Origin of the sequence: Clavibacter sp. B3I6, from assembly GCF_030816895.1 — a bacterium.
Lineage (GTDB): Bacteria > Actinomycetota > Actinomycetes > Actinomycetales > Microbacteriaceae > Clavibacter.
In genome coordinates this window covers 3024520-3039947 of the sequence record NZ_JAUSYL010000001.1, presented here as the reverse complement: position 1 = coordinate 3039947, position 15428 = coordinate 3024520, and the positions used below count along the sequence as shown (strand labels likewise).

Annotated in this window: 12 protein-coding genes; 2 read left to right on the top strand and 10 right to left on the bottom strand. The window is 74.7% G+C overall.

Annotation, left to right across the window (positions count from 1 at the left end; genetic code table 11):
* Nucleotides 1-45: 45 nt before the first annotated feature.
* The 7 genes from nusA to QFZ62_RS14640 form a co-directional block, all read right to left on the bottom strand.
* Entirely contained in the window at nucleotides 46-1053 is a 1008-nt protein-coding gene (gene nusA, locus QFZ62_RS14670) for a transcription termination factor NusA (protein WP_307507189.1), read from the bottom strand.
* A gap of 84 nt (nucleotides 1054-1137) precedes the next feature.
* Nucleotides 1138-2910: a proline--tRNA ligase gene (locus QFZ62_RS14665; protein WP_307507186.1), complete on the bottom strand. Its 1773-nt coding sequence runs from the start codon at nucleotides 2908-2910 to the stop codon at nucleotides 1138-1140.
* A 48-nt stretch (nucleotides 2911-2958) separates the two neighbouring features.
* Nucleotides 2959-3972 (bottom strand): NAD(P)-dependent oxidoreductase, encoded by a 1014-nt coding sequence (locus tag QFZ62_RS14660; RefSeq protein ID WP_307507183.1) that lies wholly within the window; start codon nucleotides 3970-3972, stop codon nucleotides 2959-2961.
* Nucleotides 3969-6644, bottom strand: coding sequence for an alpha/beta fold hydrolase (locus QFZ62_RS14655; RefSeq protein ID WP_307507181.1), 2676 nt, complete (start codon nucleotides 6642-6644; stop codon nucleotides 3969-3971). Before QFZ62_RS14655 ends, QFZ62_RS14660 begins: the two co-directional genes overlap by 4 nt.
* A gap of 7 nt (nucleotides 6645-6651) precedes the next feature.
* A complete protein-coding gene (locus tag QFZ62_RS14650; protein WP_307507179.1) occupies nucleotides 6652-7683 on the bottom strand; it encodes a 3-oxoacyl-ACP synthase III in 1032 nt (343 codons plus the stop codon).
* A 105-nt stretch (nucleotides 7684-7788) separates the two neighbouring features.
* The gene (ispG, locus tag QFZ62_RS14645) at nucleotides 7789-8934 is read right to left on the bottom strand and encodes a flavodoxin-dependent (E)-4-hydroxy-3-methylbut-2-enyl-diphosphate synthase (protein WP_307507176.1); all 1146 of its coding nucleotides are present in this window, start codon (nucleotides 8932-8934) and stop codon (nucleotides 7789-7791) included.
* 77 nt (nucleotides 8935-9011) lie between these two features.
* The gene (locus QFZ62_RS14640) at nucleotides 9012-10457 is read right to left on the bottom strand and encodes an RIP metalloprotease (protein WP_307507173.1); all 1446 of its coding nucleotides are present in this window, start codon (nucleotides 10455-10457) and stop codon (nucleotides 9012-9014) included.
* A gap of 157 nt (nucleotides 10458-10614) precedes the next feature.
* Here QFZ62_RS14640 and QFZ62_RS14635 point away from each other — a divergent pair, with 157 nt between their 5' ends.
* Nucleotides 10615-11898 (top strand): serine/threonine-protein kinase, encoded by a 1284-nt coding sequence (locus QFZ62_RS14635; RefSeq protein ID WP_307507171.1) that lies wholly within the window; start codon nucleotides 10615-10617, stop codon nucleotides 11896-11898.
* Nucleotides 11895-12533 carry a hypothetical protein gene (locus QFZ62_RS14630; protein WP_307507169.1) on the top strand — a complete coding sequence of 213 codons (639 nt, stop codon included), beginning with the start codon at nucleotides 11895-11897 and terminating at the stop codon, nucleotides 12531-12533. The genes QFZ62_RS14635 and QFZ62_RS14630 overlap by 4 nt, the downstream gene beginning before the upstream one ends.
* A gap of 98 nt (nucleotides 12534-12631) precedes the next feature.
* Here QFZ62_RS14630 and QFZ62_RS14625 read toward each other — a convergent pair whose 3' ends face one another.
* The 3 genes from QFZ62_RS14625 to QFZ62_RS14615 all read right to left on the bottom strand — a co-directional run bounded on the left by QFZ62_RS14625 (nucleotide 12632) and on the right by QFZ62_RS14615 (nucleotide 15415).
* Nucleotides 12632-13714, bottom strand: a complete 1083-nt coding sequence (locus QFZ62_RS14625; RefSeq protein WP_307507167.1) for a 1-deoxy-D-xylulose-5-phosphate reductoisomerase — start codon at nucleotides 13712-13714, stop codon at nucleotides 12632-12634.
* Nucleotides 13715-13722: 8 nt separating this feature from the next.
* The gene (locus QFZ62_RS14620; RefSeq protein WP_307507165.1) at nucleotides 13723-14742 is read right to left on the bottom strand and encodes an FKBP-type peptidyl-prolyl cis-trans isomerase; all 1020 of its coding nucleotides are present in this window, start codon (nucleotides 14740-14742) and stop codon (nucleotides 13723-13725) included.
* A gap of 187 nt (nucleotides 14743-14929) precedes the next feature.
* Nucleotides 14930-15415 (bottom strand): OsmC family protein, encoded by a 486-nt coding sequence (locus tag QFZ62_RS14615; protein ID WP_307507163.1) that lies wholly within the window; start codon nucleotides 15413-15415, stop codon nucleotides 14930-14932.
* Nucleotides 15416-15428 lie beyond the last annotated feature (13 nt).

The window sequence follows — 15428 nt, the reverse complement described above, 5'->3', positions numbered from 1 at the left end:
CCCCTCCGTCCGGCGGCGGCGAGGCGGGGTCGCGACGGGCGGCGATCAGTCGTCGCCCTCGAGGATGCTGTCGGGCTGGATGTCGATCTTCGCGCCCGTGAGCTTCGCGGCGAGTCGGGCGTTCTGGCCCTCCTTGCCGATGGCGAGCGACAGCTGGTAGTCGGGCACGAGCGCCCGCACGGCCTTGGTCGCCTGGTCGATGACGAAGGAGCTCGTGACCTTCGCGGGCGACAGCGCGTTGCCCACGAAGACGGGCAGCGACTCGGAGTAGTCGACGATGTCGATCTTCTCGTCGTTCAGCTCCGCCGTGACCGCGCGGACGCGCTGGCCCAGCTCGCCGATGCAGGCGCCCTTGGCGTTGATGCCGGGCTCGGTCGCGCGCACCGCGATCTTGGTGCGGTGCCCGGCCTCGCGGGCGAGCGACACGATCTCGACGAGGCCCTGGGCGATCTCCGGCACCTCGAGCGCGAAGAGCTTCCGGACGAGCGACGGGTGCGTGCGCGAGACCGTGATCTGCGGGCCCTTCGCGCCGCGCGAGACGCTCGTGACGTAGACGCGCAGGCGCGAGCCGTGCGTGTACTTCTCGCCGGGCACCTGCTCCTCGGGCGGGAGGATCGCCTCGATGGTGCCGAGGTCGACGTGGATCATGCGGGGGTTCGGGCCCTGCTGCACGACGCCGGCGACGATGTCGCCCTCGCGGCCCTTGAACTCGCCGAGGATGCGGTCGTCGCCGATGTCGCGCAGGCGCTGGTTGATGACCTGCTTCGCGGCGAAGGCGGCGATGCGGCCGAAGTCGCTCGGGCTGTCCTCGGACTCGCCGATGACGAGGCCGTCGTCGTCGAGCTCGGGGACGTGCACGGAGACGTGGCCGGACTTGCGGTCCAGGTGCACGCGGGCGGGGGGCACGCCGTCGGCGACGGGCTTGGCGTCGGCCTGGTCGGTGTGCTTGAGGTAGGCGGTGAGGATGGCCTGCTCGATGATCGAGACGAGCTCCTCGAACGGGATCTCGCGCTCGCGCTCCATCATGCGCAAGACGCTCAGGTCGATGTCCACGGGCGACTCCTCTATTCGGTTGGAAACACCACAGGTTACCCGACCGGGACGGGTCGGGCAGCCTGCGGGTGGGGCGGGAGGGGATCAGCGGCCGCCGGCGAGGGCTCCCACCACGTCGGTGAGCGCGATCGGGGTGCGGTCGTTCGTCCGGCGGTCCCACAGCTCGGCCATGCCGTCGGCGGCGCCGCGGCCGACGATGACGATGGTCGGCACGCCGATGAGCTCGGCGTCGCCGAACTTCACGCCCGGCGAGACCTTCGGGCGGTCGTCGAAGAGCACGTCGAGGCCGGCGGCGTCGAGCGCGTCGACCAGCTCCTCGCTGGCCGTGCGCACGCCCTCGTCCTTGCCGGTCATGACCACGTGGACGTCGAACGGGCTGATGGACGCGGGCCAGAGGAGGCCGCGGCCGTCCTGCGTCGCCTCGGCGACGAGCGCCAGGTTGCGCGTGATGCCGATGCCGTACGAGCCCATGGTGACCGTGACGAGCTTGCCGTTCTCGTCGAGGACCTTGAGGCCGAGCGCCTCCGCGTACTTGCGGCCGAGCTCGAATACGTGGCCGATCTCGGTGCCGCGGCCCGCGCTGATGGGGCCGGAGCCGTCGGGCGCGGGGTCGCCGTCGCGCACGTCCGCGGCCTCGACGGCCCCGTCCGGCGTGAAGTCGCGGCCGGCGACGAGCGAGAGCACGTGCTTCCCGGCGACGTTGGCGCCGGTGATCCACGAGGTGCCGTCGACCACGCGGGGGTCGACCACGTAGCGCACCCGCGTCGTCGACGTGGATCCGAGGACCGGGCCCTCCGGCGACCACGGGCCGATGTACCCCGTGACGAGCCCAGGCTGCTTCGCGAGGTCGGCGGCGGTGGCGGGCTCGACCTCGGCCGGGAAGAACGCCACCTCGGCGCGCTTGAGGTCGATGTCGCGGTCGCCGGGGATGCCGACGACGACGAGCTCGCGCGTGCCGTCGAGGTGGCTGAGCGCGAGGACGATGTTCTTCAGCGTGTCCGCCGCGGTCCAGGCGCGGCCGTCCTCGCGGGGCTCCTGCGCGTTCGCGAGGTCGACCAGGGTGGCGATGGTGGGGGTGTCGGGTGAGTCGAACACCCGTGCCGCGGGCTGGCCCTCGATGGGGATCGGCTCCGGCACGAGGGTCGTGAACGCCTCGACGTTGGCCGCGTAGCCCCCGGGCGAGCGCACGAAGGTGTCCTCGCCGATGGGCGTGGGGTGCAGGAACTCCTCGCTCTTGGAGCCGCCCATCGCGCCCGCGTCGGCGGCGACGATGACGTACTCGAGGCCGAGGCGCTGGAAGATGCGCTCGTAGGCGTCGCGCTGCGCCTGGTAGCTGATCGAGAGGGCCTCGTCGGTGACGTCGAAGGAGTAGGCGTCCTTCATCGTGAACTCGCGGCCGCGCAGGATGCCGGCGCGGGGGCGGGCCTCGTCGCGGTACTTGTCCTGGATCTGGTAGATCGACAGGGGCAGGTCCTTGTAGCTCGAGTAGAGGTCCTTCACGAGCAGCGCGAAGAACTCCTCGTGCGTGGGCGCCAGCACCATGGGCGCGCGCTTGCGGTCCTCGAGGCGGAACATCCCGGGGCCGTACTCGTCGTAGCGGCCCGTGACCTGGTACGGCTCGGCGGGGAGCAGCGCGGGGAAGTGCACCTCCTGGGCGCCGATGCGCTCCATCTCCTCGCGGACGATCGCCTCGACCTTCCGCTTCACGCGGAGGCCGAGCGGCAGCCAGGCGAAGATGCCGGGGGCCTGGCGGCGGATGTAGCCGGCGCGCACGAGGAGGCGGTGGCTCGCGACCTCGGCGTCGACGGGGTCTTCCCGGAGGGTGCGGACGAAGAGCTGGGAGAGGCGTGTGGACACCCGACACAGCCTAGCGATCCGGGCGCGTCGCTCCGGCGCGGCCGCAATTCAGCGGCGGGCGCCGACGCCGGTCGCGTAGGAGAGGCGCAGGCGCTCGAAGCCCTCGTCGAGGGACACCGCGGGGGTCCAGCCGAGCGCACGGCGGGTCTCTCGCTGGTCGAACCAGTGCGCGGTGGAGAGCTGCTCGGCGAGGAAGCGGGTCATGGGCGGCTCGTCGGATCCGGGGCGCACGGCCCAGACGCGCTCCACGGCTCCCCCGGCGGCGCGGGCGAGGGCGGCGGGGACGCGGAGGCGGGGCGCGGGGACGCCGGCGGCGCGGCACATGCCGGCGAGCAGCTCGGCGACCGGACGCGGCTCGCCGTTGGTGACGACGTAGGCGCGGCCGTGCGCGGTGTCGGCGGCGTCGAGGGCGGCGACGATCGCGTCGGCCGCGTTGTCGCGGTAGACCGTGTCGATGAGCGCCGCGCCGTGCCCGAGCAGCGGGAGGCGGCCGCGGGCGGCGCGGTCGACGATGCGGGCGACGAGCTGCGTGTCGCCCGGGCCCCAGACGAGGTGCGGGCGGACCGCGAGGACGCGCATGCCGGGCGAGTCCTCCGCGAGGGCGAGCAGCTCGCCCTCCGCCTTCGTGCGGGCGTAGTCGCCGCGCGCGCGGACGGGATCCGCGGGGCCGGCGCCGTCCCCCGTGATCGAGAGGCCGGTGTGCGCGACGGACGGCGAGGAGACGTGGACGAACCGCGTGGCGCCGGTCGCACGTGCGGCGTCGAGGAGCGCGCGCGTGCCCGCCACGTTCACGGCGCGGAAGTCGGCCGGGTCCCCGGCGAGGGAGACCTTGGCGGCGAGGTGCACGACCGCGTCGACGCCCGCGACCGCGCGGGCCACGGCGACGGGATCCACGACGCTGCCGCGGAGGTCGACGACCGCCCCGGGCACGGGCGCGGTGCCGCTCGACGCGAGGCCGGAGGGCTGGCGCTGGAAGGTGCGGACGGCGTGCCCCGCGACGGCGAGGCGCTCGGCGACGGCGCGCCCGAGCATGCCGCTCGCGCCCGTGACGAGCACGATCACGGCGCGCTCACGCGTCCGCCCGAGAGGATGCCCGCGGCCCAGCGGCCGAGGCGCGCCCGGTCGATCTTCGAGTTGTGGCGGACGTCGGTGGGCAGGACGGGGACGACGAGCACCGCCGCGACCGGGAGGTCCACGGCCGCGCGCACGGCCGCCGCGAGCGCCTCCTCCGCGAGGCCGACCCGGCGCGCGGCCGGCACGGTCTCGACGACGAGGACGAGCTGCCGGACGCCCGCGGGGCCGACGCCGACGGCGGCCGCGCGGCCGACCCCCGGCGCGGACTCGGCGCGCTGCTCGGGGCCGACGGGCGTGAGGACGCCGTCGGCCGTGGTGATCACGTGCGGCAGGCGGCCCTCGATCCAGAGGGCGCCGGTCGCGTCGAGGTGGCCGACGTCGCCCGTGCGGTGGCGGCGGATCCCGTCGGCGGAGTCGCGGCGAGCGGCGCGGTCGGTGACGTGCAGGCGGTCGTACCGGTCGTGGACGTGGGGCGCGGCGACGACGATCTCGCCCGTGACGCCCTGCTCGGTCGTGAGCGCCCCCGTCGCGGCGCCGTCGGCGTCGAGCGGGCTGATGCGGATCGCCACGGGGTCGACGGGCGCGCCGACGCAGACGCCCGCGTCGCCGCGGAGGACGGCGGCGCGGATCCCGTCGAGGGTCACGTCGGTGAGCAGCAGGCCCTCGGTCATGCCGTAGGGCGTGTGGATCGAGGCGGCCGGCACGAGCGCGGCGGCGCGCGTGAGCAGCGCCTCCGAGAGCGGCGCGCCGGCGGACAGCAGCGACCGGACGCGGCCGAGGGCGTCGCGGTCGTCGGCCGTGAGCGCGTCCGCGGTGGCGACGACGTTGGCGAGCGCGGCGGGCGACGCGAAGACGACCGTCGCGTCCGCGGCGCGGGCGGCGGCGGCCAGCGCGGAGGCCGTGAGATCGCGCGGGCGGGTCACGTCCATGTCGGGCGTGACGCTCGTGGCGCCGAGCGCCGGGCCGAGCAGCGCGAACGGCGCGAACCCGGCGACGAGGCCCGTGCCGACCCCCACGTCGAAGCGGGCGCCGAGGGTGTCGCGGAGGGCGGCCAGCTGCCGGTGCGTGTAGACGACGCCCTTGGCGGGGCCGGTGGATCCCGAGGTGAAGAGGATCGCGGCGTCGTCGTCCGCGGACGGCTCGGCGGGCAGGACCTGCGCGCGGCCGTCGCGGGCGATCTCCGGCAGGCTCGCGGCGACGCCGAGCGCGCGGGCGACGGGCGGCGCGAGGGTCGTGACGGAGATCCGCTCCCCCGGCCAGCCGAGGGCGCGCGCGAGGGCGAGGCCGGCGGGGATGCCGACGACCATGTCCGGGCGGGATCCGGCGACCGCGCGTCCCAGGCCCTTCACGCCGAGGCCCGCGTCGGCGACCACGACGATCGCGCCGATGCGGAGGCACGCGTAGAGGAGGGCCGTGAGGTCCGCGCCGGGCGGCACGAGGAGCGAGACGCGGTCGCCCGCGCGGAGGCCGCGGGCGTGCAGGCCCGCGGCGATCTCGCGGACCCGGCGGGAGAGCAGGCGCCAGGAGACGGTGCGGGGTCCGCCGCCGCCGCGCGGCGCCATCTCGACGAGGACGGGGGCGTCGCTGTCGCGGTGCTCCTCGAGCAGGGCGCCGAGCGGGCGCACGGGATCGGCCTCGGCGGCGACCGGGGCGCGCACGGCGACCCGGGCGGATCCGGGCAGCACGCGGTCGGCGAGCCAGTCGAGCGCGGTCGCCGCGTAGTCGTGATCCTCGGCGACGAGGTGACCGGCCCCCTCGACGCGGTGGACGTCCGCGTGCGGCAGGCGCTCGAGGAGGTCGGAGAGGTAGACGTCGGAGAAGATCGGGTCGCGCGGGCCCCAGACGAACAGGGCCGGCAGGTCGAGGTCGCGGAGGCCCTCCGCGATGGAGACGAGCGTCACGTGGCTGGGGTGCGCGGGGCCGACGGGGATGTCGGCGACGAAGCCGCGGATCCCGTCGCGGCGGTCCGCGCCCGCGTACGGCGCGGCGTACGCGCGGCGCACGGCGGGGTCGAGCGGCGGGTGCGCGAGGGCGAGCGTGGTGGCGAGGAAGCCCGGGGTGCCGCGCGTGGCGGCGTCGTGGATCCCCGTGGCGAGCGCGAGGCGCAGCGGCCACGGGATGGGCACGCCCTCCTCCTGGTGCACGGCCGTGTTGAGGGCCATGACGCCGGCGACCACGTCGCGGTTGCGGAGCGCCCAGCCGAGGCTGACCACGCCGCCCCAGTCGTGGCCGAGCGTGACGACGGGACCGGCGGCGCCGGATCCGGACAGCCCCAGCTCGTCGGTGAGGGCCTGCAGGTCGTCGAGCCGCGTCGGCAGCGTGCGCGCGACGCCGGTGCGCTCGGAGAACCCCATGTCGAGCTGGTCGACGGCGACCACGCGCCAGGCCGGCCGCGACGGGTCCCGCTCGGCGCGCGCGAGCGACTCCGCCGCGATGCGCCGCCACAGGTAGGACCAGGTCGGGTTGCCGTGCACGCAGAGGACCGTGCCGGCGACGGGCGCGCCCGTGGTGGCGAGCCGCTCCCCCGTGTCGAGCACGTGCCAGCCGTGGCCGCCGGCGCGCACGACGCGCGACCAGGCGGGGTCGAGGCCGGGCAGCGGTCGCCCGTCGGGGCCGGGCACGGGGACGGTCGCCGCGCTGGTGCGGCCCTCGCGCGTCACGGCGCGGCTACCAGAGGATCTCGGTCATGGCCGTGTTGAGGCCGGAGCCCACGCCCATGCAGAGCACGCGGTCGCCGCGGCTGAGGCTGTCCGCCTGGTCGGCGAGCGTGATCGGGATGCTCGCGGGACCGACGTTGCCGTAGCGCGGGTAGGTCAGCGGCACGCGCGACTTGTCGAGCTTCGCGGCCTTGACGATGGCGTTCGTGTGCACGTCCGACACCTGGTGGAGGATGTAGCGGTCCATGTCCGACCAGTCCCAGTCGTCCTGGGCGGCCTCCTTCCACGCGTCGACGACCAGCTCCATGCCGCCGCGGAGGAGCTCCTTCGTGTCGGTGAACATGCCGTCGACGTCGCCGATGCACAGCTCGTGGTGCTGGGTGGCCGCGCGCGTGACGCCGCCGAGGATCCGGTGCCCCTCGGGGTGGTCGCTCGTGCGCCCGAGCACGGCCGCCGCGGCGCCCGCGCCGAGCGTGAGGCTCGGGAACTCGCTGAGGAAGTCCGCGCGGGTCGTCTCCGGGCGGAGCAGGCGCGCGACCGTGTTGTGGCGGATCTCGCCGGCGTCCTCGCCGTCGACGATCATCGCGTAGTCGATCTGGCCCGAGTCGATGAGGTGGCCGGCGAGCGTCATCGCGTTCACGAAGCCGAGGCACGCGTTCGCGATGTCGAAGTTGAGCGCCGAGGACGGCAGCCCGAGGCCGTTGTGGATGCTCACCGCGACGCTCGGCTCGAGGTGCGCGCGCGTGACCGACGTGTTGATGAGCAGGCCGATCTGCGACGCGTCCACGCCCGCCTGCGCGAGCGCCTTCCGGCCCGCCTGGGTGGCGGCCGCGTCGAACGACATGCCGGCGTCCCAGTTGCGCCGCTCCAGCACGCCCGCGACGCGCTGCAGGAGGCCCGTGGGGAGGCGGAGGCGCGCGAGCACGGGCTTCAGCCGGTCGTCGATCTCGGCGGAGGTGACCGTGTGCGGGGCGAGGACGCTGGCGAGCCCCAGCAGGGAGGTGTTCCGATGCCGGAAAGTGGCGTTACCGTTCAACAGCATCCTCAGTTCGTGGGGCGGTCCGCCGGGCGGACGACTAGCAGAGCCTACGCGCAGACAGCGCGCGCGGACGCACGCCGCCGGTGCAGGCGGGTGGGGAGGGGAGGGTCAGACCAGGATCTCGGGGCTGCCGATGGATCCGGCGGGCATCTCGGCGGCGAGGCGGTTGGCCTCCTCGATGAGGGTCTGGACGATCTCGGACTCGGGCACGGTCTTGATGACCTCGCCCTTGACGAAGATCTGCCCGCGGCCGTTGCCGGACGCGACGCCGAGCTCGGCCTCGCGCGCCTCGCCGGGCCCGTTCACGACGCACCCCATGACGGCGACGCGCAGCGGCACGTTGACGTGCTTGAGGCCCTCGGTGACCTGCTCGGCCAGCGAGTAGACGTCGACCTGGGCGCGGCCGCAGCTCGGGCAGGAGACGATCTCGAGCTTCCGCTCGCGGAGGTTGAGCGACTGCAGGATCTGCAGGCCCACCTTCACCTCCTCCGCGGGGGGCGCGGAGAGGGAGACGCGGATGGTGTCGCCGATGCCCTCGGACAGCAGGATGCCGAACGCCGTGGCGCTCTTGATCGTGCCCTGGAACGCGGGGCCGGCCTCGGTGACGCCGAGGTGCAGGGGCCAGTCGCCGCGCTCGGCGAGCAGGCGGTAGGCCTTCACCATGATGACGGGGTCGTTGTGCTTGACCGAGATCTTGAAGTCGTGGAAGTCGTGCTCCTCGAAGAGGCTCGCCTCCCACACGGCGGACTCGACGAGCGCCTCGGGGGTGGCCTTGCCGTACTTCTGCAGGAGGCTCGGGTGGAGCGACCCGGCGTTGACGCCGATGCGGATGGAGGTGCCCGCGGCCTTGGCGGCCTTCGCGATGGCGCCGACCTGGTCGTCGAACTTCCGGATGTTGCCGGGGTTCACGCGCACCGCGCCGACGCCGGCGTCGATGGCCGTGAAGACGTAGCGGGGCTGGAAGTGGATGTCCGCGATGATCGGGATCTGGCTCTTCTTCGCCAGGATGTGCAGCACGTCCGCGTCGTCCTGGTGCGGCACCGCGACGCGCACGATGTCGCAGCCGGTGGCCGTGAGCTCGGCGATCTGCTGGAGCGTGGCGTTGATGTTGGTCGTCTGCGTGGTCGTCATCGACTGGACGCTGACCTGCGCGTCGCCGCCGACCTTCACCTTGCCGACGCTGATCTGACGGGTCTTCCGACGGGGCGCGAGGACCTCAGGGACCTTCGGCATTCCGAGATTGACTGCTGGCACGCATCAGAGCCTACGTCCGATTCCTGCGCGCCCGGTGCGTCGGGGGCGCGGAGGCCCGGTCGCCGCCGGGCGGCGGGTCAGGTGAGGCGGACGGGGTTCACGAGGTCGGCGAAGATCAGCAGCGCGCTCATGGCGCCGAAGAGGATCACGACCACGAACGTCAGCGGCATGAGCTTCGCGACGTCGACGGGACCCGGGTCGCGGCGGCCGAACGCCTTGGCCAGGAAGCGGCGGACGCCCTCCACGACGGCGCCGAGCACGTGCCCGCCGTCGAGCGGCAGGAGCGGCAGGAGGTTGATCATGCCGAGGGCCACGTTGAGCGACGCGACCAGCCCGATCATGGCCGAGGCGCGCGAGGCCACGGGCGTCTCGTCGAGGCTCGCGATCTCGCCGGCGACGCGGCCGACGCCCACGACGCTCATGGGGCCGTTGGGGTCGCGCTCCCCGCCGCCGAAGGCCGCGCGGCCGACGTCCACGAGCCGCTGCGGGAGGTTCAGGATGAGGTTGCCGACGGCCGCCATGTTCTCGCCGGTGGTGGTGAACGCGGCGGAGAGCGGCTGCCGCTGCACGGCCTGCGTGGGGCTGAAGCCGATGAGGCCTACCTCGCGCGTGACCGGCCGGCCCTGCTCGTCGACCTCGGGGGCGCCGCGCTGGCCGATGACGGCCTGCTCGGTGAGGACGGGCGTGATGGCCAGGGCCTGCCGGGCGCCGTCGCGCTCCACGACCACGTCGAGCTCCCGGCCGGCGGAGACCCGCACGGTGCCGGTGACCTGGTCCCACGCGGTGACCGGGGTGCCGTCGATGCTGACGACCGTGTCGCCGGGCTGGAGGCCGGCCGCGGCGCCGGGGGCGACGGGCGCGCCGTCCGGGCACGCGTCGGCGTCGGCGGCGGACGCGGATCCGGCGGGCACGATGCACGCGTTCACCTGGCCGACCGTGGTGGTGGGCGTCGTGACGCCGAAGCCGCAGAGGACCACGGCGAACAGGATGATCGCGAGGAGGAAGTTCATCGCGGGCCCGCCGAGCATGATGACCATGCGCTTCGGCACGGACAGCCGGTAGAAGGCGCGGTGATCCTCGTCGCCGACGCTCTCGGCGCTGGCCTGGCGGGCGTCCTGCACGAGGAGGTCGAAGAAGCCGCGGCCGGCGCGGTCGTCGGCGTCGGGGGTGGCCGGGGATGCGGCGCCGGGGGCGGTCTCGGCGTCGGGGGCGGACCCGCGGCGCGCGTCCGGGCCGACCAGCTGCGCGATGCCCGTGCTGCTCGTGCCGGCGCGCGAGCTCTGCGGAGGGAACATCCCGATCATGGAGATGTAGCCGCCGAGCGGGATCGCCTTCACGCCGTACTCGGTCTCGCCCTTCCGGCGGCTGAGGATCGTCGGCCCGAAGCCGATCATGTACTGCGTGACGCGCACGCCGAAGGCCTTCGCGGGCACCAGGTGCCCGACCTCGTGGAGGCCGATGGACACGGCGACGCCGACCACGATGATGAGCACCCCGAGGATGTAGAGGAAGACGCCGTCCATGGTGAAGGAGGCTACCTCGCGCACCCTGGGGGGACGCCGCCGTGGCGCGGATCGCGGGGATCGCGCGGGGCCGCCGAGCTGCGCGGACGGACGGCGCGGCCGGAGCCCGGCGCACGACCCCGGCTAGGCTGGTGATCCCGTGACGAGAGGTGCACCCATGCCCGGAGAACGGTCCGACGGCCTCGCCGGCACGCTGCTGGCCGGCCGGTACCGCATCAGCGGCCTGCTCGGGCGCGGCGGCATGGCCACCGTGCACCGCGCCGTCGACGAGACGCTCGGCCGCGAGGTCGCCGTCAAGGTCTTCGCCACCGACTCCGCCGATCCGGCCGAGGTCGAGCGCCAGGAGGGCGAGGTGCGCATGCTCGCGGGCCTCAGCCACCCGGGCCTCGTGACGCTCTTCGACGTGGGCGACGACGTCGTCGCCGACCGCGTGCTCGCGTTCATCGTGATGGAGATCGTCGACGGCACCACCCTCGCCGACCGCATGAAGGAGGGGCCGCTGCCCGGGCCCGAGGTCGCGCGCATCGGCGGGATCCTCGCGGACGCGCTCGGCTACATCCACCGCCGCGGCGTCGTGCACCGCGACGTGAAGCCCGCCAACGTGCTGCTCGCGCGCCCCGAGGACGACGAGCCCGCCGCGGCGAAGCTCACCGACTTCGGCATCGCGCGCCTCGTGGACGGCACGCGCCTCACCTCCACCGGGTCGATCATCGGCACGGTCAGCTACCTCAGCCCCGAGCAGGCCCTCGGCGAGTCCGTGGGCGCGCCGACCGACGTCTACGCGCTCGGCCTGGTGCTCCTCGAGTGCCTCACCGGCCGCCGCACCTTCCCGGGCACGGCCGCCGAGTCGACCATGGCGCGCGTCGTCCGGGACCCCGACATCCCCGCCCGCCTCGGCGCGGCCTGGGTGGACCTCCTCACCCGCATGACGCGCCGCGACCCCGCCGCGCGTCCCACCGCGCGCGAGGTCGCCGCGGAGCTGCGGACCGGACGCGCGCCCCTGTCGAGCGTGGACGAGCCGACCGCCGCGTCGACGCGCGTGATGCCCGTGGCCGAGGCCGCCGGCGTCGGGGCAGCCGGGGCAGCCGCTGCCGGGCTCGCGGGCGCCACCGCCGCTCCGTTCGCGGATCCCGACGCCCGGACGGAGCGGTTCAGCGCGGCGCCCGCGATGTCGACCGGCCGGGCGGACGACCCCACCTCGCGCAGCGCGCCCGTCGCGCCCGCCGGGCGACCGTCGACGGACCCGGACCGTCCCCCGGCCACGCGACGCGGGCGCCGCGCGCTCAGCATCGCGGTCGTCTCGGTGCTCATCGCGGCTGCCGCCGTCGTCGGCGTCGTGACCGTCACGTCGATGGACCGCGACACCGCGTACCCGGCCGTGCCCGGCCCCCTCGGCGCCAGCCTCGAGGAGCTGCAGAAGAGCGTGGAGGACGCCCCGTGATCCGCACATCCCCCCGACGCGAGCCCGGCTCCCCCGCGCGCCGCACGCTCCGCGGCCGCGCCGCCGTCGGCCTCGCGACCACCGCCGCGGCCCTCCTGCTGCTCGCCGGCTGCGCGGGCCCGTCCACCCCGGAGGAGAGCGCGCTCGACGACCTGCAGCAGCGCACCCTGTCGGTGACGCAGTCGTCCGCCGACGGTGACTACGCCAAGGCGCTCGCGCAGCTCGAGGAGCTGCGGACCGCCGTCGAGGCCGACCTCGCCGACGGGTCCATCGACCAGGCGCGCCGGGACGAGGTCATCGCGCGCATCGACGCGGTGCGCGCGCAGCTCGAGGCCGCGCGCGACGCCGCCGGGTCGACGCCGACGCCGACGCCCGCGCCGTCCGAGAGCGCCTCGCCGACGCCGGCTCCCACGCGCACCGCGACGCCCTCGCCCCCGCCGACCCCAACGCCGACGCGCACCGCGACGCCCTCGCCCAGCCCGACCCCCAGCCCGACGCCCGGAGGCGACGACGGCGAGGAAGGCGAGCCGGGGAACGGCGGCGGGAACGGGAACGGCGGGGCCGGCAACGGCAACGGGAACGGGAAGGGGAACGGCGGAGCCGGCAACGCGGGGAACGGCAACGGGAACGGCTGAGCCGGGAACGGCTGAGCCGCCTCCTCGTCCGGTGGCCGGTCGGCGCGCAGCGTCGACGGCTGCGGCGCGACCTCCGGGCTGCGGACCGAGCGGCCGGGTCAGACCCCCAGCACGCGGTCGGCCTCGGCGCGCGCCCAGCGCTCCGCCTCGGCCAGGGACTCGCGCGTGAGCGCGCCGGATGCCGGCTCATGCGCGTCCACGACGCGGCGGATGGTGTCGACGATGTCGAGGAAGCCGGCGCGTCCCGCGTGGAACGCGTGCACCGCCTGCTCGTTCGCGGCGTTGTAGACGGCCGGGAACGTGGATCCGGCCCGCCCCACCTCCTTGGCGAGGAGGACGGCGGGGAAGGCCGCGTCGTCGAGCGGCTCGAAGGTCCAGGTCGCGGCCCGGGTCCAGTCGATGGGGACGCCGACGTCCGGCATCCGGTGCGGCCAGTCGAGCCCCAGCGCGATGGGCAGCCGCATGTCCGGCGGCGACGCCTGCGCGAGCGTGGACCCGTCGATGAACTCGACCATCGAGTGGACGAGCGACTGCGGGTGCACGACCACGTCGATCCGGTCGTAGGGCACGTCGAAGAGCAGGTGCGCCTCGATGACCTCGAGGCCCTTGTTGACGAGGGTCGAGGAGTTCGTCGTGATGACGAGGCCCATGTCCCACGTGGGGTGCGCGAGCGCCTCGCGAGGCGTCACGTGGGCCAGCTCCGCGCGCGTGCGCCCGCGGAAGGGCCCGCCGGAAGCCGTGACCACGAGGCGCCGGACCTCCTCGGCGGTGCCGCCGCGCAGGGCCTGCGCGATGGCGGAGTGCTCCGAGTCGACGGGCACGAGCTGGCCCGGCCTCGCGATGGACCGGACGAGCTCGCCGCCCACGATGAGCGACTCCTTATTGGCGAGGGCGAGGGTGCGGCCCTCCTCCAGCGCGGCGAGCGTGGGGCCGAGCCCCACGGATCCGGTGATCCCGTTGAGCACCACGTCGGCGTCGACCGAGCGGATGAGCTGCTCGGCCTCGTCCGCGCCGAGCGCCGTGTGCTCGACGCCCGCGATCCTCGCCTGCTCGGCGAGCGCCTCCCGCTTGCTGCCGGCGCCGAGCCCGACCACCTCGAACCGCTCCGGATGGCGCGCGATGACCTCGAGGGCCTGCACGCCGATGGAGCCCGTGGATCCGAGGACGATGACGCGGCGCACGGCGATCCCTACTGGCCCGCGGGAGCCGAGGTGCCGAGGATGTCGACGACGAACACGATGGTGTCGGTGCCGCCGATGTCCTCGCCGGAGCCCGCCTCGCCGTAGCCGTCCGCGGGCGGGATGATCGCGATGACCTGCGAGCCGACCTTCTGGCCGACGAGCGCCTTGGTGAAGCCGGGGATGACCTGCGAGGTGACGAACGTGGCCGGCTCGCCGCGCTCCCAGCTCGAGTCGAAGACCTTCTTCGTGTTCCAGTTGATGCCGGTGTAGTGCACCGTGACGCTGGCGCCGTCGGGGACCTCCTCGCCGTCCCCGACCTTCAGGTTCGCGATCCTCGTCTCCGTCGGCGGGTCGGCGTCCGGGATGGTGATGGTGGGGGCGCCGTCGTCCGCGAGGGCGACCTCGGGGAAGCCCTCGGGCGCGGGCTGGTCCGCGCCGTCGGCGCGGTCCAGGGGCGTCGCGGCCTTGCTGAGCACGTCGACGACGATGACCACGGGGTCGGTCGCGCCGAGACCGAGCTGGGACGCCTGGTCGGGCACGAAGCCGTCGGCGGCCGGCACGACCGCGACGACGCGGGATCCGACGGTGGTGCACTCGACGGCCCGCACCACGCCCGGGAGGAACGACGCGTCGTCCATCTTCGCCGCGAGCGGCTGGTCGGGGTTGTAGGCGAGCTGGTCGAGCGCTGCGCCGGACGTGCCGTTGTAGGCCGCGAGCGCGATGTTGGCGGTCTCGCCTGCACCGACCTCCTCGCCGTCGCCCTCCGTGACGATCGTGCGCTCGGTCGTGTCGACCGTGAGCGGGCCGTCGACCGTGACCTCGGGGGCGGACCCGAAGTCGCCGGAGACCTCGACCGACTTGGACGCGTCGCCCGCCGCCGTGTCGATGCAGGAGGCGCCCGCGGTGCGCGCGCCGGCCGTCGGGCTCGCCGACGGATCCGCGTCGGACGTGCCGCCGCTGGAGCAGGCGGACAGCGCCAGGATCGCGGCCGCGGCCAGGGTGAGGGGGATGCGTCGCTTCACGTTCATCGCTTTCATCGGCGCGGCGGACGCACCAGGTATGGAGGAGGGACCCGGACAGTCTGCCCGACGCGGCCGGGGAGCGGCTGACAGGGGACGGCGGAGGGGGTCGGATGCGGGGGTGGCGGTGCATGCCGGAGCGGGTCGATCGGCGGCCCGGCCGCTCGGCCGCTGGGTCGCTCGGCCGGCCGGGGGATCAGGAGCCGGCGGCCTCCGCGACGACGGTGCGCGGCTCGTGGTGCACGGGGAAGGCGACCGAGGACGCGATGAAGCAGCGTTCGGCGGCGCCCGCGTGCAGCGACGTGGCGAGCTCGACCTGGGCCGGATCGCGCACCGTGACCACGGGTCGCAGCGTGACCTCGACGAAGTGCCCGCCGCCGCCGTCCGTCTGCCGCATCGTGCCGGTAGCCTCGTCGCGGTACGCGACGACGACGACCCCGGCCGTCGCGGCGGCGTGCAGGTAGCTGAGCAGGTGGCACTGGGCGAGCGCGGAGATGAGGGCGTCCTCGGGGTTCCACCGGTCGACGTCGCCCCGGAAGGGACGATCCGCGGAGCCCAGCAGGTCGGGCTTGCCGTCGATGCGGACGACGTGGTCGCGGCCGTAGGACCGGTGGTCGGACGTGCCGGATCCGCGGTCGCCCGTCCACTCGACGGACAGGGCGTAGCGGTGCTCGATCTGCATGGGATCACGCTAG

Bases quoted from the DNA above. Each gene is read 5' to 3' on its own strand.
- QFZ62_RS14640 (WP_307507173.1), bottom strand. From the start codon at position 10,457: ATGGACGGCGTCTTCCTCTACATCCTCGGGGTGCTCATCATCGTGGTC.
- QFZ62_RS14635 (WP_307507171.1), top strand. From the start codon at position 10,615: ATGCCCGGAGAACGGTCCGACGGCCTCGCCGGCACGCTGCTGGCCGGC.
- QFZ62_RS14620 (WP_307507165.1), bottom strand. From the start codon at position 14,742: ATGAACGTGAAGCGACGCATCCCCCTCACCCTGGCCGCGGCCGCGATC.
- QFZ62_RS14650 (WP_307507179.1), bottom strand. From the start codon at position 7,683: ATGCTGTTGAACGGTAACGCCACTTTCCGGCATCGGAACACCTCCCTG.
- QFZ62_RS14615 (WP_307507163.1), bottom strand. From the start codon at position 15,415: ATGCAGATCGAGCACCGCTACGCCCTGTCCGTCGAGTGGACGGGCGAC.